The sequence below is a fragment of the Rhodanobacter sp. 7MK24 genome (assembly GCF_014842995.1).
Classification (GTDB): Bacteria; Pseudomonadota; Gammaproteobacteria; order Xanthomonadales; family Rhodanobacteraceae; genus Rhodanobacter_A.
This window is the reverse complement of the sequence record NZ_JACYXL010000011.1, coordinates 77362-94375: the sequence shown is the minus strand read 5'-3', so window position 1 is coordinate 94375 and position 17014 is coordinate 77362. Positions and strand designations below refer to the sequence as shown.

Genomic DNA, 17014 nt, shown 5'->3' with positions numbered 1-17014 from the left:
GGCACGGAAACGACCAGGGGCGCCGCAGCGCCCCTGGTCGTTTCCGTATTGCAGGTGGCCTCAGTGCGCCGCGGTGGCGGATGCCGCTGCGGCGGGCTTGGCCGACGTGACTGCGGCGGCCGGCTTCTGCGCAGCGGCCGCAACCAGTTGGGCAAGGTAATCGCTGCCGGGAGGCAGGATCACGGTGGCAGCCTTGGGATCGGTCTTCAGCATGTCGACTTCGTCGGACACGATGTGCGCGGCCTCGCGCAGTTGGGCGTCGGGTGCATCCTTGGCGTCCTTCTGCTGCTGCAGTTCGGTCTTGAGGCTGCGTTCGCCGGGGTCGAGGCCGTCGTCGAGCGCACCGTCCTGGTCCTTGAGATAGGCATCGCTGCCGTCGATCGCCTTCTGGCGATCGCGGAAACTGGCCTGCAGCGCATCCTGCTGCTTGCGCTCGGCCTCGCGCTTGGCGAAGTTCAGCGACACCGAGGTCTGGTCGCGCATGGTCTTGTACTGCGCCAGCTGGTCCAGCATCAGCTTCCACGCAGGCGAGCTCGCGACGCGCGCATCGTGCTCGCCATCCAGCTGCTGCACGTAGGCCTTCACGTCGCCCTCGACCTTGTAGTCGGCCGGCGCGATATGTGTCCACGGCAAGGCGTTGTCGTAGGTGGATTCGCCGAAGTCCTTGGCGTCGCCATTGCTCGGGAAGGCGATGTCCGGCGTCACGCCCTTGATCTGGGTGGAACCGCCATTGATGCGGAAGAACTCCTGCACCGTCATCTTCAGCTCGCCGTACTGCGGCTTGCCGTCGGGGTTCTGGCTGTAGTGGTCGAGGTCGATCAGGGTCTGCACCGTGCCCTTGCCGAAGGTGGGCGTGCCGATGATGATGCCGCGGCCGTAGTCCTGGATCGCCGCGGAGAAGATCTCCGAAGCCGAGGCCGTGCCGCGGTTCACCATCACTGCCAGCGGACCGTCCCACAGCGGCGTGGTGTTGTCCGCGCCCTGCACGTCCACCTGGCCGCGCGCATCGCGCACCTGCACCACGGGGCCCTTGCCGGTGAACAGCCCGGTCATCGAATCGGCCTCGGCCAGCGAACCGCCGCCATTGCCGCGCAGGTCCACGATGATGCCCTGCACGCCGGCTGCCTTCAGCTCGCCGATCAGCTTCGCCACGTCGCGGGTGGCGCTGCGGAAGTCCTTGTCGCCTTCGCTGCGTGCACCGAAATCGGAGTAGAAGCTCGGCAGGTCGATCACACCGATCTTGCGGACGCCATTGCCGTCCTTGATCTCGATGATCTTCTTCTTGGCCGCGCTCTCTTCGATGTTGACCTTCTTGCGCACGAGGCTGATGACCTCGTGCTTGCCGTCGGGACCGGCGTCGGCGGGCAGGATCTCCAGCCGCACCGTGGTGTCCTTCTTGCCGCGGATCAGGTTCACCACGTCGTCGATGCGCCAGCCGATCACGTCGGTGAACGGGCCGCTGTCGCCCTGGCCCACACCCAGGATGCGGTCGCCGGGCTTGAGCTTGCCGGACTTCTCCGCCGGGCCGCCGGGCACCAGGCTGAAGACGATGGTGTAGTCGTCGCGCGACTGCAGCTGCGCGCCGATGCCTTCCAGCGACAGCTTCATCTGGATCGCGAAGTCCTCGGCCGCGCGCGGGCTGAGGTAGTCGGTGTGCGGGTCGGTGGTGTTGGCGTAAGCGGTCATGAAGGTCTGGAAGGCGTCTTCGCCGTCCAGCTGCTTCACACGCTCGATGTAGTTGCTGTAGCGCTTGGTGAGCGTCTTGCGGATGTCGTCGTCGCCCTTGCCGGCGAGCTTGAGGCGCAACCAGTCGTTCATGGTGCGCTTGCGCCACAGATCGTTCAGCGCCGCGTCGTCCTTCGCCCAGGTGGCGTCCTTGCGGTCGTACTGGTAGCTCTCGTCGCCGTTGAAATCGAAGCCGCCCTTGAGCAGGTCGCGCGCATAGCTCATGCGCTGCACGGCGCGCTGCAGGAACTTGTTGTAGATGCCGAACGGGACCGTGAGGTCCTGGTTCCAGATCGCGTCGTCCAGCTGAGTCTGGTCCGGCGCGAACTGGTCCATGTCCTGCTGGGTGAAGAACACCTTGTCCGGATCCAGCAGCTTGATGTAAGCCTTGTAGATCTTCTGCGACATCGCATCGTCCAGCGGCTGCGCGTCGTAGTGGAAGCGGGTGAGGAAGCGCGCGGAAAGCTGCGCCGCCTGCGCCTGCGTCGCATCGGGTTTGAGTGGCCACGTGGCCGCCTTGCGTTGGCTGCCTGCGCCGAGGTCGGCGGCGGATTGCGCAAAGGCACAGGTGACGGTCAAGCCCAGCAGCAGGGCCAGCGCGGGACGAAAGGTCATGGTTGGAGCCTGTTCAATGCCTTCGCATCGCCCGCGCCGGAAACCGTTTGCGCGCAGACCAAGGAAGAGCGGGAGGGTGGACGTCCGTCCACGACTAAGTGATGACGCAGGGATGCGGGCAAACAGATCCGGTCCACACACGGGGAGAGTCCACGGATGGACTCGGCTTTGAGGAGCGGGGAAGAGCCGCCCTGCCGTAGCTGCCATGCGACCGCGCGCGGCCCGGCCTGCCAACCACGCAAGCGCCGCGCCGCGCGCCACCAACCGGCGGCTACGACAACGCTACGCGAGCCATGGGAAGGCATGCGATAGGCTCTCATCTCAAAGGTCGGCGACACCGGCCGCATGGGCCTGCAGGTCGGCGTGGTAGGAAGAGCGCACCAGCGGGCCGGAGGCGACGTGATGGAAGCCCATCGCCTCGCCTTCCTCGCGCAGTTCGTCGAATTCCTCGGGCGTCCAGTAGCGCACCACCGGATGATGGTGCGGCGTGGGCTGAAGGTACTGGCCGATGGTGATCATCTCGACGTCGTGCGCACGCAGGTCGCGCATGGTTTCGAGCACCTGCTCGCGCGTCTCGCCCAGGCCCAGCATGATGCCGGACTTGGTGGGTACGTCGGGATGCTGCGCCTTGAAGCGCTTGAGCAGGTCCAGCGACCACTGGTAGTCGGCGCCCGGACGCACTTCTCGGTACAGGTGCGGCACGGTTTCCAGATTGTGGTTGAACACGTCCGGCGGGAAGTCCTTCAGCACTTCCAGCGCGCGCTCCATGCGGCCCTTGCCGCGGAAGTCGGGCGTGAGGATCTCGATGCGGATGTTGGGGCTGGCGTGGCGCGTGGCGCGGATGCACGCCGCGAAATGCTCAGCGCCGCCGTCGCGCAGGTCGTCGCGGTCCACCGAGGTGATCACCACGTACTTCAGGCGCATGTCGCGGATGGTCTCGGCCAGGCGCGCCGGCTCCAGCGGATCGGGCGCGGCCGGGCGGCCATGCGCCACGTCGCAGAACGAGCAGCGGCGCGTGCACACCTCGCCGAGGATCATGAAGGTGGCGGTGCCCTTGCTGAAGCACTCGTGGATGTTCGGGCACGAGGCTTCCTCGCACACCGTCACCAGCGAGTTCTCGCGCAGGCGCGACTTCAGCTGTTGTACGGCATTGCCTGGCGGCAGGCGTACGCGGATCCAGCTCGGCTTGCGCAGCACCGGCGTGCCGGTGTCGAAGCCGGCGCGGTTCAGCGCGATCTTGTCGTTGCCGAGTTGCTTTTCGCCCGCGGGCGCGCCGCTGACGACGCTGATCGGGATGGACTTGGCGGGTGAAGCGGAGACTTCGCTCATGCGGATTCGCGTGCGGGGAGTTCGGGGATGACGGGGGTGGCCGGTTCGGCGCGGAAACCGAACTGGCGGCAGAACTCTTCCGCCAGCACATCTTCCACGTCCGCCAAACGCGACGGGCCGCCCAAGTCTAGCACCTGCGTCACCGCCAAACCCTTGTAGCCGCAAGGATTGATGCGATGGAAGGGTTCGAGGTTCATGTTCACGTTGAAGGCGAGGCCATGGAAGCTGCAGCCGCGGCGCACACGCAGGCCCAAGGCGGCCACCTTGGCCTCGGCCACGTAGACACCGGGCGCGCCCTCGCGGCGCTCGGCGACGATGTTCCAGTGCGCCAGCGTTTCGATGATGGCCTGCTCGATCCTGTTGACCAGTTCGCGCACGCCCACCCCGGCACGGCGCAGGTCGATCAGCGGATAACCCACGATCTGGCCGGGGCCGTGATACGTCACCTGCCCGCCGCGGTCCACCGGAACCACCGGGATCTCGCCGGGCGCCAGCACGTGCTCCATCTTGCCGGCCTGGCCCAGGGTGAACACCGGGTCGTGCTCCAGCAGCCAGAACTCGTCCACCGTGTCGGCGGTGCGGTTGTCGGTGAACGCGCTCATCGCCTTCCATGTCGTCGCATAGGGTTGACGGCCTAGGCGACGGATCTTGAGCGGCAGTGACATGGCAGGACCAGGCAGAGCAGGAAGGAACAGAAGATGCGGTCAGCCACCGCAAAGCCAAGGGCGCAGTGGTGGCCGTCCTCGGCCGGTTACAGCGTGTAGCGGATATCCGGGTCGGCACGCAGCGCGGCATGCGCACTGTCGTACTGCTCCCGGCTGTCGCAACGGAAACTCACGGTGACGGAAACGTAGTTGCCGCCGCCGGAGTGGCGATGCCGCACGGTTTCGTGCAGCACGTGCAGGCCGCTGCGTTCCAGCAGCTGCGGCACGCGCGCGGGCAGGTCGGCGTCGGCCTTGCCCACCGCGGTGATCTCGAATTCGCCGGGAAAGCGAAAGCCCTTGCCTTCCCGCTTCGCCTGGCTGAAATCGATCTCTTGCATCACTTCGCGCTCGCCGGGGCGGCCGGTGCAGGTGCGGGCGCATCCGCGTCGGCCTTCTTGTTGCCGTGGAACCAGAGCAGGATCGAGTCCCACAGGCGCGAGAAGAAGCCGCCCTGCGGCGCTTCGTTCAACGCAACCAGCGGCACGTCCTTGATCGGTTGGCCGTCCAGCGTGATATGCAGCGTACCTACCTGCTGGCCCTTCTTGAACGGCGCGATCAGGGTGGCGGGGATGTCCATCGCAGCCTTGAGCTGGTCGTACTGGCCGGTCTTCACCGTCACCAGGACATCCTCGGCCACCCCGATCGGCAAGGCGTTCGCCTCGCCCTTCCACAAACGCGGGGTAGCCAGCGGCTTGCTGGCGTCATACAGCTTGTGGGTTTCGTAGAAGCGGAAGCCGTAGTTGAGCAACGCCATCGCCGCATCGGCACGGGCCTTGTCGGTGCTGGCGCCCATCACCACGGCGATCATGCGCTCGTCGCCATGCTTGGCCGAAGCGTCGAGGCAGAAACCGGCAGCGGCGGTGTGGCCGGTCTTGATGCCGTCCACGGAAGGGTCGCGCCACAGCAGCGCATTGCGGTTCTGCTGCTTGATGCCGTTCCACTCGAACTCCTTGATCTTGGAGATCGCATAGTCCTCGGGGAAGTCATGGATCAGCGCGCGCGACAGGATCGCGATGTCGTGCGCGGTGGAGTAGTGGTCGTCCACCGGATAGCCCGATGCATTGACGAAATGCGAATTCACCATGCCGAGCTGCTTGGCATAGGCGTTCATCAGGTTGGCGAACGCGTCCTCGGAGCCGGCGGCGTGCTCGGCCAGCGCGATCGCCGCGTCGTTGCCGGACTGGATGATCATGCCCTTCAGCAGATCGTCCAGCTCCACCTGGCTCCCCAGCTTGAGGAAGCTGGTGGAGCCGTCGGTGCCGCCGCCGCCGCTGCGCCACGCGTGCTCGCTGATGGTGACCTGGTCGTTGTTGTGGAGGCGGCCGTTGGCGATCTCGGCGGACACCACGTAGTCGGTCATCACCTTGGTCAGCGAGGCCGGCGGCCGCCGGTCGTCCGGAGCCTTCGAGGCGAGGATCTGGCCGGTGGCGTAGTCCATCAGCACCCAGCTCTGCGCATCCACGTCCGGCGGCGGCGGCACCGGCATCGGCGCCACCACCGGGTTCGGCACTCCGCTGGGATGCGGCGGGGTCGTCGGGTGCGGCGGCGTCTGGGCAACGGCGACGCCGGCCACCAGCGCGGCGGCGGCAAGCGGGGTCAGGATGCGGCGGATAAAACTCATCGTGATCGTGTTCCGGTATCTGCTGGACGGCACCCATGGATGCCGTCGATGGAAAAGTGCGTCAGTTTACCGCGACCTTCGGCCGCGGCAGCCCCATGCCCTCGATGCGGTTGGTCACTTCGTCAGCGCGATCCACGCTGTCCAGCGGCCCAACGCGCACGCGGTGGATGGTGCGGTCGTTGATCTGAACCTGTTCAAGCTGTACCGGCGCGAAATTGGCTTGGCGCAACTGCGCGGCCACCCGCTCGGCATTGGCCGGATCGGAAAAGGCGCCCACCTGCAGGTAGATGCCTAGTGACCCGCCTTGGCTTGTGACCGGCGCGGGTGGCGGTGGTTCCTGTTCCGGCGCACCCGGATCGATGCCCTGCACTTCGACCAGCCCGGTCCCCTTGGGCCAGACGCCGATGCGCACGGCGGCGGCATACGACAGGTCGATGATGCGGTTCTCATGGAACGGCCCGCGGTCGTTGATGCGTACGATCACGCTCTTGCCGTTCGAGAGGTTGGTCACCCGCGCGTAGCTGGGCAGCGGCAACACCTTGCTCGCGGCGGTGAACTTGTACATGTCATAGTCCTCAAGGCTGGATGTCTTGTAGCCATGGAACTTGTTGCCGTAGAAGGACGCGATGCCGCGTTCGTCGTAGCCGCGCGCACTGGCCAGCACGCGGTAGCTCTGGCCCAGCACGGTGTAGGGCGACTTGTTGCCGTACAGCGAATGCGGTTCCGCCTGCGGCACCGGTTCGGGCAGGCTGTAGATGAAGGCCGGCGGCGCACCCGTGGGCGAGCTGTCGCTGCTGTCCCCGTAGCGCTTGTCCTGCGGCAGGCTGGTGTCGTCGCCACGATGGAACCAGCCGTGATGAGCGCTTTCCGACGGCGCAGCGGCACCGGCCGTCGGCGTCGCAGGTCGCGTGGCCGGTCGGCCGCCGCAGGCAGCCAGCAGGAACGCCAGCACCAGCAACGGCAGGCCGCGCCACGACCTCATTGGGCGCCGCCCCCGTTGTCCGCGTCGTGTACGCCATCCATGATGGCCTGCGCCAGCTGGTGCACCGCCATCGCGTACATCGGGCTGCGGTTGTAGGTGGTGATCACCTGGAAATTGTTGAAGGTGAACCACTGCTCCGATCCGCTCATGCCGGCCAATGTCAGCAGACTGGTCGGCTCGCCGGGATTCAGGTGCTGGAACGGCGCATACCCCCAGGCCTCCAGCTGTTCCAGCGGCCATTGCGGCTTCGACTGCCAGTCGCCCAGCGGCTTGGCCGCGCCGTCCGCCTGCGCGCGCGCCGCGACGGGGCCGCCGGCGACCCAGCCGTGTTTGGCGAAGTAGTTCGCCACGCTGGCAAGGATGTCGGGCAGCGAGTTCATCAGATCGATGCGGCCATCGCCATCCTCGTCCACCGCGAAGTCGCGGATGCTGTCGGGCATGAACTGGCCCCAGCCCTGCGCGCCGGCATAGGAACCGGTGAGGGTGGACAGCGGACCGGCGAGTTGGCTGTCGGGCAATTCCAGCAAGGTCTTCAACTGCTGGCGGAAATAGGGCGCGCGCTTCGGGTAGTAGAAGCCCAGCGTCACCAGCGCATCGAGCACCTTGTACTTGCCGGTGACGCGCCCGTAGGACGTCTCCACGCCGATGATCGCCACGATGTATTGCGGGTCCACGCCGTACTGCTGACCGATGCGCTCCAGCAACGCGCGGTTCGCGCGATAGAACGCCACGCCGTCGTCGATGCGTTTCTGGGTGAGGAAGATCGGCCGGTACGCGCTCCACGGCTTGGATTCCGCCGGGCGGTTCATCGCATCGAGGATGCTTTGCTGCATCTGCGCCTGGTCGAGCAGCGCATTCAGCGCGGCAGGGTCCTTGCCGGTGTCGCGCGCCACCTCCTGCACCAGCGCGGACTGGCCGGGATGGGTGTCCGCCAACACCGGCAACGACGCGACGATCAACAGCAGGGCAAGCGAAAACAGGCTGCAGATACGGTGCGGCGTGGCATTTACGGGCATGGCTTGTCGACTTCGGCAACGGCTGCGCCGAAGCGTAACACGCACTTCGCATGGCTTTTGCGATCGTCCTTGATCGCGAAGATCACATGGGCGTCCATCCATTGCCGCACTCTTCAATTCAGTCGTGCCGCTTGCGGTGCGCGTGGATCGACATCAGCATGCCGAAGCCCACCAGCAAGGTCACCGCCGAGGTGCCACCGTAGCTCACCATCGGCATCGGCACGCCCACCACCGGCAGCATGCCGGAGACCATGCCGCCGTTGACGAACACGTAGACGAACAGGCTCATGCCGATCGCGCCGGCGAGCAGGCGCGAGTAGGTCTCGCGCGCTTCCATCGCGATCCACAGGCAGCGTCCGATGATGAAGGCGTACAGCACCATCATCAGGCACACGCCGACCAGGCCGAACTCCTCGGAGAACACCGCGAAGATGAAGTCGGTGGTGTGCTCGGGAAGGAAGTCCAGTTGCGCCTGCGAGCTGTGCATCCAGCCCTTGCCAAACGCCCCGCCGGAACCCACCGCGATCTGCGACTGGATGATGTGCCAGCCGTTGCCCAGCGGGTCGGACTCCGGATTGAGCATGGTAAGGATGCGGCCGCGTTGATACCCATGCATGAAATGCCAGGCGATCGGCGCCATGCCGGCCGCTCCGACCAGCAGCAGGCCGATGCGCCACCACGCCATGCCCGAGAGGAACAGCGCGAAGCTGCCGGCCGCCGCCACCAGCAGTGCCGTTCCCAGGTCCGGTTGCTTGCCGATCAGATAGGCGGGAATGGCAATCAGCACGCCCACCATCGCGATGTCCTTCCAGCGCGGCGGCAATTGGCGCGGATGCAGGTACCACGCCACCATCATCGGCATGGTGAGCTTGGCCAGTTCGGAGGGCTGGAAGCGCATCACGCCCAGGTTCAACCAGCGGTCGGCGCCGCGCCCCTCGCCCAGCACCGACACCACCACCAGCAACAAGGTGCTGCCGGCGTAGAGCCACGGCGTCCAGTTGCGCAGGACCGATGGCGGGATGCGCGAGATCAGCAGCATCAGCACGAAGCCCAGCACGAAGCGCAGGGCCTGCCCGACCACCTGACCGCTCGTTGGGCCGCCATCGCCAGCGGCAGCGCTATAGAGCGTGCAAAGTCCCGCCACCGCCAGCAGCAGCAAGGCCCCCGCCAGCGGCAGGTCGATGCGCGGCCGCGTCAGCACGCGGCGCAGCAGGCGCTTCATCCGCACATGCAGCATCTCGATCATGGCGGGTTCTCCTGCGACGACGTGTTCGCGGGCTCGTCCTGGGGCGTGTCCTGCGATGCATCCGTCGCCGCGCCAGGCGTCGACGCACTCGATGCCGGCGCGTTCGGCGGCGCCGGCGCACCCGACACGACATCGGGAGAAGACAGGCTGCCTGGTTGCAGCGGCGTATCCGGCGGCGCGTCCGACTGAGTGGCCAGCCACGCGTCGAGGATCTTGCGCGCGATGGGGCCGGCCGACGACGCGCCCCATGCACCGTTTTCCAGCGACACCACCACCGCGATGCGCGGCTCCTCCGCCGGCGCGAACATCTCGAACCACGCCCGATGGCGGCTGGCGAGGTAGGCGAGGCTGGTGTTCTCGTTGTACGCGTCGGTGTGGCGCGAGTAGATTTCGGCGGTGCCGCTCTTGCCGGCGATGGTGTACGGGAAGCCCTTGCCCAGCCCGTAGCCGGTGCCGCGCGGGTCGTTCACCACCATCTGCATGCCATCCACCACGGCTTGCCAGTCGGCCGGATTGTTGATGACCGATGGGCCACTGGGCGGATTGGGCAGCGGCTGCTTCGGCGCATCCACGTCGGTCTGCGTAGCCATCACCAGCCGCGGCGCGTACGGCACGCCGTGCCCGGCGAGGATGGACAACGCGTGCGCCATTTGCATCGGCGTCACCGTCCAGTAGCCCTGCCCGATGCCTGCGATGATAGTTTCGCCGGGGAACCACGACGTCTTGTAGCGCTTGGCCTTCCATTCGCGCGAGGGCAGGATGCCGCTGGATTCGCCATTGAGGTCGATGCCGGTGGGCTGGCCGAAGCCGAAGCGGCTCATCCAGTCGTCGTAGCGGTCGATGCCCATGTCCAGCGCGAGCTTGTAGAAGTAGGTGTTCACCGACCACATGATGGCCATGCGCAGGTTCACCGTGCCAAAGCCGCCACGGCGGTCGTCGCGGCGGCAGAAGGTGGTGCCGGGGACGCAGAACGTGCCCGTGGAAAGCACGCTGTCCGACGGCGTGCGCAGGCCCAGTTCCAAGCCGCCCAGCGCCAGGAAGGGCTTCACCGTGGAGCCGGGCGGATACACGCCGCGCAGGGCGCGGTTGAGCAGCGGCTTGTCCGGCGCGGTGTTCAGGGTGCCGTAATCGATATGGCTGATGCCATCGACGAACAGGTTGGGATCGAAGCTCGGCACGCTGACCATCGCCAGCACCTGTCCGTTGCGCGGATCGATCGCCACCGCCGAACCGACCTGACCCGCCAGCGCCTGCTCGGCGGCCTTCTGGATGCGCGCGTCGATGCTGAGGTAGATGTTCTTGCCGGCAATGGCCGGATGCGTCTGCAACACGCGTTGCGTGCGGCCGTCCGCGTTCACTTCCACCAGTTCGTAACCCGGGGTGCCGTGCAGCATGTCCTCGTAGGAACGCTCGACGCCGATGCGGCCCACATGGGTGGTGCCCTTGTAGCTTCCGGGATCGAGCCGGTCGAGGTCGTCCGCGTCGATGCGCGCCACGTAGCCGATCACGTGCGCGAACAGTTCGCCCAGCGGATAGCGCCGGTTCTGGTAGGGCACCACGTCCACGCCGGGGAAGCGCCAGCGGTTCACCGCGAAGCGGTCGATCTCGTCCTCGGTCAGGCGCATCTTCAGCGGCACGCTCTCGAAGCGGTGGCTTTGCTTGAGCAGCTTATGGAAAGCGTCTAGGTCGTCCTGGCTGAGCGGAATGACCTGACCAAGCTGCTCCAGCAGAGCCTTCATGTCGGTCACCTGCTCGGGCACCACTTCGAGCCGGAACGCAGGCACGTTGTCGGCCAGCAACACGCCATTGCGGTCGAAGATCAGGCCGCGGGCCGGCGGTATCGCAATGGGCTTGACGCGGTTGTTCTCCGAGCGCGCGGCGAATTCGTCGTAGCGCGACACCTGCAGGGTCGCATAACGGACCACCAGGCCGATGAGGGCCAGCACGATCAGCGCGAAGCCCGCCAGCGCACGGCGGCGGAACAGCTCGAGTTCGCTGCGTGAGTCCTTGATCGCGCGCCGCAGCTTCATCGCATGCTCACTGCAGGCGCAAACGCATGCGCAGGTCGTCCAGCAGCAGGAACAGGAACGGCCAAAGCGCGGCGCCCACGAACGGGGCGATCCACCAGCTGGCCGGGGGCATCGTCGCGCCGGACAGCAGCCGCACCATCAGCAGCAGAATGCGGTCGTTCAGCAGCAGCGCCAGCACCGCCAGCGCCTGCTGCCACATCGGGAAGAAGCGCAGCCGCGAACGGAAGCGCAGCACGATGAACACCAGCGCACAAAGGCGCAGGGCCTGTTCGCCCAGCAGCACGCCGTCGAACAGGTCGGCACCCAGGCCAAGCAGGAAGGCGAGGCCCAGGCTGACGCGATCCTCCGACTCCAGCGTCCAGTACAGCAGCACCAGCGCCGGCCAGTACGGCTTGAACGGCTCCAGCACCGCCGGCAACGGCACCAGCATCGACAGCAACGCGAACAGCAGCGTACCGGCGAACCACCAGGAGGACAGGCGCTGGCGATTCATCGCGCGCTCCCGGCCGCCGCGGGCGTTGCGGCAGAGGTCGCAGCGGGCAGGTTGGCGGTGGCACGCGGCAAGGTGGTCCGCACGGCGCCGGTCGATGCCGCCGCCGGCGTGTTGCCGGCCGCCGCAGCCTGCGCAGGCGCCAACGCGGCGGGCGGCCCGGCCGGAATCAGCGGAGCGGGCGGACCTTCGGGTTCGGCCTGGTCATGCAGCAGCAGCACGTCTTCGCTGCGATCGATATCGGCCGCCGGCTGCACCTCCGCCACCCGGAACATGCCGGAAACGCCTGGCGCCACCGCCACCACCTTGCCCACCGGGAAGCCCGGCGGGAAACGCCCGCCGAGGCCGGAAGTGAGCAACTTGTCGCCCGGCTGCACGTCGGCAGCCAGCGGAATGTTCGGCAGTACCAAGCCGCTGCCGTCGCGCGCGCCGTAGGCCACCGTGCGCAGGCCGGAGCGTTCCACCACCACCGGAATCGCGTGCGCCGGATCGGTCACCAGCATCACCACCGAGGTCTTCGGCAGCACCTCGACGACCTGCCCCATCACGCCATGCGCATCGATCACCGGCTGGCCCTGCTTCACGCCGTCGCGCGTGCCGAGGTTCAGTACCAGCCGCTGCTGGTAGGCACCCAGGTCCACGCCGACGACGCGCGCCAGCTGCACGTTGATGTTGAGGCTGCGCTGGGTGTCCAGCAGCTCCTTGAGATGCTGGTTCTGCTCGGCCACACCGGCCATGCGATTGAGCCGCGCATTGGCCAGCAGCAGGTCTTCGCGCAGCCGCTGGTTCTGTTCGGTGAGCAGTTTGCGGTCGGCGAACGCCACGCTGAGCGTGCGCATGCCGGCACTGGGCAGGTTGGCCAGGCGGTACACCGGTTCCACCACCATCGAAGCCGCGTAGCGCACGCGCCACAGCCAGCCGTTGCGATGGTCGAGCACCATCAACACCAGGGCCAGGGCCAAATAGACGATCAGCCGCAGCGTGCCCGCGGCATTGCCGGCGAACAGGGGCGAGGATTCGTCGCGCGGCCGCGCCATGTTGCGCGCGGCTTACTCGGGAGCGAAGAAATCGCTGCCGTGCTGGTCGATCAGCTCCAGCGCCTTGCCGCCGCCACGCGCCACGCAGGTGAGCGGATCGTCCGCCACCTGCACGTGCAGGCCGGTCTCTTCGGAGATCAGGCGGTCCAGGTCGCGCAGCAGCGCGCCGCCGCCGGTGAGCACGATGCCGCGCTCGGCCACGTCGGAGCACAGCTCGGGCGGAGTCTGCTCCAGCGCCGACTTCACCGCGGCCACGATGCCGGCCAGCGGCTCGTGCAGCGCCTCGAGGATCTCGTTGGAGTTGATCGTGAACATGCGCGGCACGCCCTCGGCGAGGTTGCGGCCGGAGATCTCGATCTCCTTGACGTTCGTCTGCGGGAAGGCGCAGCCGATCTCCAGCTTGATCCGCTCGGCGGTGGATTCGCCGATCAGGGTGCCGTGGTTGCGACGCACGTAGTTGATGATGGCCTCGTCGAAGCGGTCGCCGCCCACGCGCACGGACTGCGAGTAGACGATGCCGTTGAGCGAGATCACGGCCACTTCCGAGGTGCCGCCGCCAATGTCCAGCACCATGGCGCCACGCGCCTCGTGCACCGGGATGCCGGCGCCGATCGCGGCGGCCATCGGCTCCTCGATCAGGAACACGTCGCGGGCGCCGGCGCCTTCGGCCGATTCCTTGATGGCGCGGCGCTCCACCTGGGTGGAGCCGCAGGGCACGCACACCAGCACGCGCGGGCTGGGACGCAGCAGGCGCGACTTGTGCACGCGCTTGATGAAGTACTGCAGCATCGCCTCGGTCATGGTGAAGTCGGCGATCACGCCGTCCTTCATCGGGCGCACGGTGGCGATGTTGCCGGGCGTGCGACCGAGCATGCGCTTGGCTTCGCCGCCCACCGCGGCGATCGCGCGCGGTCCGCCCGGGCCACGGTCCTGACGCACCGCCACCACCGAGGGCTCGTTCAGCACGATGCCCTGGCCGCGCACGTAGATCAGCGTGTTGGCGGTGCCGAGGTCGATCGAAACGTCGTTGGAAAAGATTCCGCGAAACTTCTTGAACATGAGGTCCGCCGCGCGCCGGCCTGAGTAAAAAATAAGCTCACCAGTCTAGTCAGCGTTACCCAGGCGCGCAACTGAAAAGACGTTAAAAAAGCCTTCCGCATCGCTGCTTTCCGCACATTCCTGAGATTCCGTGTCAAGTTTGCGGAGTCGCCATGAACGCCCGTTCACGATACGATGCGACCCTTTGGCCGGATCCACGGATCCGGGTTTGTCGGCCGCGCCCAGCGCGGCCCCCACCACGCTTGGGGCAATCACGCAACCATGTCTGCCGTCATCTGCGGATCGCTGGCCTACGACACCATCATGGTGTTCCAGGACCAATTCAAGAACCACATCCTGCCCGACCAGATGCACATCCTGAATGTGTCCTTCCTGGTGCCGCGGATGCGCCGCGAGTTCGGCGGCTGCGCGGGCAACATCGCCTACAACCTCAAGCTGCTGGGCGGCGATCCGTTGCCGGTGGCCGCGGTGGGCCAGGATTTCGCGCCCTACCGCGCACACATGGAGAAGTGCGGCATCGCGCTGGACCGCGTGCGCGTGTTCGACGACCAGTTCACCCCGCAGTGCTTCATCACCACCGACCTGGACAACAACCAGATCACCGCCTTCCATCCCGGCGCGATGTCCAGCGCGCACGACAATCACGTGCGCGAGATCCCCGACATCGAATTCGGCATCGTCGCGCCCGACGGCCGTGAGGCGATGCTGCAGCACGTCGAGGAATTCGCGGCGCGCGGCGTGCCCTTCATCTTCGACCCGGGCCAGGCGATGCCGCTGTTCAGCGGCGACGAGTTCCGCGCGATGATCGAAAAGGCGACCTACGTGATCGTCAACGATTACGAGTCGCAGCTGCTGCAGACGCGCACCGGCTGGAGCGCGGAAGAGATCGCCAGCCGCGTGCAGGCCTACATCGTCACGCTGGGGCCGCGCGGCTCCCTGATCCACGCCGGCGGCATCACGCACGAGATCCCGCCGGCACGCGAGCGCCGCGTGGTCGATCCCACCGGCTGTGGCGATGCGTACCGCGCCGGCCTGATCTTCGGCATCATGCGCGGCAAGGATTGGCCCACCATCGGCCGGATGGCCTCGCTGATGGGCGCGCTCAAGGTGGAACACCCGGGGACGCAGAACCAGCACTTCAGCTGGGCCGAGTTCGCCGCGGAGTTCAAGGACCAGTTCGGCCAGGCGCTGGACTGACCGAAGCGCGCCGCGTAGGAACGCACTCAGTGCGCTCCTACATCGGCGTTCTATCCGGCGTGAAGACGCAGGCCGCCTGCACCGCCGCCTGCCAGCCGCGATAGCGCCGCCCGCGCTCCGCCTCGGCCATGCCCGGCTCGAAGCGGCGTTCCACTTGCCACAATCGTGCGACCTGCGCGCGGCTTTCCCAGAAGCCCAGCGCCAATCCGGCGAGATAGGCCGCGCCCAGCGCCGTGGTTTCCTGCACCTTGGGCCGCAGCAGCGGCACATCCAGCATGTCGCTCTGGAACTGCGCCAGGAAATCGTTGGCGATGGCGCCGCCGTCGGCGCGCAGTTCCTTCAGCGGAATGCCCGCGTCCGCCTCCATCGCCGCGAGCACGTCGCGCGACTGGTAAGCCATGGATTCCAGCGCCGCGCGCACGACGTGTTCGCGGCGCGTGCCGCGCGTGATGCCGAACATCGCGCCACGCACCTCGCTGCGCCAGTACGGCGCGCCCAGGCCCACGAAGGCCGGGACCAGATAGACGCCGTCGCTGGAAGCCACGCTTTCGGCCAGCGCCTGCGAATCCGCGGCGCGTTCGAGCATGCGCAGGCCGTCGCGCAGCCACTGCACCACCGCGCCGGCGACGAAGATGCTGCCCTCAAGCGCGTATTCGACCTCGCCGCCGATCTCCCAGGCGATGGTGGTCAGCAGGCCGTGGCGCGACGGCACCGCCTGCCTGCCCGTGTGCATCAGCATGAAACAGCCGGTGCCGTAGGTATTCTTCGCCATGCCGGGCTCGAAGCAAGCCTGGCCGAACAAGGCCGCCTGCTGGTCGCCGGCGAGGCCGCCGATGGGCACTGCCGCGCCGAAGAAGCGCGCCGGATCGGTATCGCCGACATGCCCGCTGCACGGACAGACCCGCGGCAGCATCGCGCGCGGTACGTTGAACAGGCGCAGCAGCTCGTCGTCCCATTCGCGGCGATGGATGTCGTACAGCAGGGTGCGCGCGGCGTTGCTGGCATCGCTGACATGCTGGCGCCCGCCGGTGAGGTTCCAGACCAGCCAGCTTTCCATCGTGCCGAACAGCAGCTCGCCGCGTTCGGCGCGCGATTGCGCCCCTTCGACGTGGTCGAGCAGCCAGCGGATCTTGCTGGCCGAGAAATACGCGTCGATCAGCAGGCCGGTCTTTGCCCGCACCATGGGCGTGCAGCCATCCGCCTGCAGCCGTTCGCAGATGGCCACGCTCTGCCGCGACTGCCACACGATGGCGTTATGGATCGGCTGGCCGCTGCGACGATCCCACACCACCGTGGTTTCGCGCTGGTTGGCGATGCCTATGCCCGCCAGATCACCCGGCTCGACCTGCATGCGCGTGAGCAGTTCGGCCACCGTGGCCTGGACGCTGGCGAGAACCTCGCGTGGATCGTGCTCCACCCAGCCAGGCTGCGGATAGATCTGGGTGAACTCGCGCTGCGCGATGCCCGCCACCCGCCCGTCCGCGTCGACCAGCATCGCCCGCGTGCTGGTGGTGCCCTGGTCCAGTGCCAGGATGTATCGCTTTGCCATGGGGCGCCTCATGCATGGGAAGCCGCACGCAGCTTAGAGCCTGTTCAAAGCCTCCATGCGATCCGTGCCGGGATTCGATTGCACCCAAAGGCCCTGCCTGTCATTCCAGCCCAGGCCAGAAGAGGCTCACGCCAGCGAAGCCGATGATCCATGACCGTATGGCTTGAACAAACATGACCGCTGCTGGATGGCTCACCGCACCCGCCCCTCGCAGGCCGGCCGCGGCATTCTGAGTGCCGCGCTTGTCCGGTCTTCACTGGAATGACGAATAGCAAAGCCGTCAGTTTCCAGACACGATGCAGCGTGACCGCACCGCCCATCGCATGGGCGGGAATGGTTTCGGCGTACTCAGCACAACCTGCTCGCAGGCCCGATGGATTGAATCAGGCGGCAAAGAGAGAGGACTCGGGCATC

General features: G+C 67.0%; 14 protein-coding genes. 1 reads left to right on the top strand and 13 read right to left on the bottom strand.

Translation table 11 applies throughout. The annotated features are described in order from the left end of the window. Window positions 1–60 precede the first annotated feature (60 nt). The 12 genes from IHE49_RS15895 to IHE49_RS15840 all read right to left on the bottom strand — a co-directional run bounded on the left by IHE49_RS15895 (window position 61) and on the right by IHE49_RS15840 (window position 13854). A complete protein-coding gene (locus tag IHE49_RS15895; protein WP_192159698.1) occupies window positions 61–2340 on the bottom strand; it encodes a carboxy terminal-processing peptidase in 2280 nt (759 codons plus the stop codon). A 321-nt stretch (window positions 2341–2661) separates the two neighbouring features. Continuing rightward, window positions 2662–3669 carry a lipoyl synthase gene (lipA, locus tag IHE49_RS15890; RefSeq protein WP_192159697.1) on the bottom strand — a complete coding sequence of 336 codons (1008 nt, stop codon included), beginning with the start codon at window positions 3667–3669 and terminating at the stop codon, window positions 2662–2664. Next, complete coding sequence (lipB, locus tag IHE49_RS15885; RefSeq protein WP_192159695.1) at window positions 3666–4334, bottom strand: lipoyl(octanoyl) transferase LipB; 669 nt, start codon at window positions 4332–4334, stop codon at window positions 3666–3668. The genes lipA and lipB overlap by 4 nt, the downstream gene beginning before the upstream one ends. A gap of 86 nt (window positions 4335–4420) precedes the next feature. Further along, a complete protein-coding gene (locus IHE49_RS15880) occupies window positions 4421–4711 on the bottom strand; it encodes a DUF493 family protein (protein WP_192159693.1) in 291 nt (96 codons plus the stop codon). Beyond that, on the bottom strand, window positions 4711–5994 hold the full coding sequence (locus IHE49_RS15875; RefSeq protein WP_192159691.1) for a D-alanyl-D-alanine carboxypeptidase family protein: 1284 nt from the start codon (window positions 5992–5994) through the stop codon (window positions 4711–4713). Before IHE49_RS15875 ends, IHE49_RS15880 begins: the two co-directional genes overlap by 1 nt. A 61-nt stretch (window positions 5995–6055) precedes the next feature. After that, entirely contained in the window at window positions 6056–6976 is a 921-nt protein-coding gene (locus IHE49_RS15870; RefSeq protein WP_192159689.1) for a septal ring lytic transglycosylase RlpA family protein, read from the bottom strand. Next, window positions 6973–7992 (bottom strand): lytic murein transglycosylase B, encoded by a 1020-nt coding sequence (mltB, locus tag IHE49_RS15865; RefSeq protein ID WP_192159687.1) that lies wholly within the window; start codon window positions 7990–7992, stop codon window positions 6973–6975. The genes IHE49_RS15870 and mltB overlap by 4 nt, the downstream gene beginning before the upstream one ends. Before the next feature lie 118 nt (window positions 7993–8110). After that, window positions 8111–9238 carry a rod shape-determining protein RodA gene (gene rodA, locus IHE49_RS15860; RefSeq protein WP_192159685.1) on the bottom strand — a complete coding sequence of 376 codons (1128 nt, stop codon included), beginning with the start codon at window positions 9236–9238 and terminating at the stop codon, window positions 8111–8113. Continuing rightward, window positions 9235–11268 carry a penicillin-binding protein 2 gene (gene mrdA, locus IHE49_RS15855; RefSeq protein ID WP_192159683.1) on the bottom strand — a complete coding sequence of 678 codons (2034 nt, stop codon included), beginning with the start codon at window positions 11266–11268 and terminating at the stop codon, window positions 9235–9237. The genes rodA and mrdA overlap by 4 nt, the downstream gene beginning before the upstream one ends. Before the next feature lie 7 nt (window positions 11269–11275). Next, complete coding sequence (mreD, locus tag IHE49_RS15850) at window positions 11276–11761, bottom strand: rod shape-determining protein MreD (protein WP_192159681.1); 486 nt, start codon at window positions 11759–11761, stop codon at window positions 11276–11278. Then, window positions 11758–12795, bottom strand: coding sequence for a rod shape-determining protein MreC (gene mreC / locus IHE49_RS15845; protein ID WP_192159679.1), 1038 nt, complete (start codon window positions 12793–12795; stop codon window positions 11758–11760). Before mreC ends, mreD begins: the two co-directional genes overlap by 4 nt. Window positions 12796–12807: 12 nt before the next feature. Next, a complete protein-coding gene (locus tag IHE49_RS15840) occupies window positions 12808–13854 on the bottom strand; it encodes a rod shape-determining protein (RefSeq protein ID WP_192103429.1) in 1047 nt (348 codons plus the stop codon). Between the two features lie 261 nt (window positions 13855–14115). On the opposite strand from IHE49_RS15840, the gene IHE49_RS15835 reads away from it, so the two are divergent. Next, complete coding sequence (locus IHE49_RS15835) at window positions 14116–15051, top strand: carbohydrate kinase family protein (protein WP_192159677.1); 936 nt, start codon at window positions 14116–14118, stop codon at window positions 15049–15051. Between the two features lie 37 nt (window positions 15052–15088). Here IHE49_RS15835 and glpK read toward each other — a convergent pair whose 3' ends face one another. After that, window positions 15089–16600, bottom strand: a complete 1512-nt coding sequence (gene glpK, locus IHE49_RS15830; protein ID WP_192159675.1) for a glycerol kinase GlpK — start codon at window positions 16598–16600, stop codon at window positions 15089–15091. Window positions 16601–17014 lie beyond the last annotated feature (414 nt).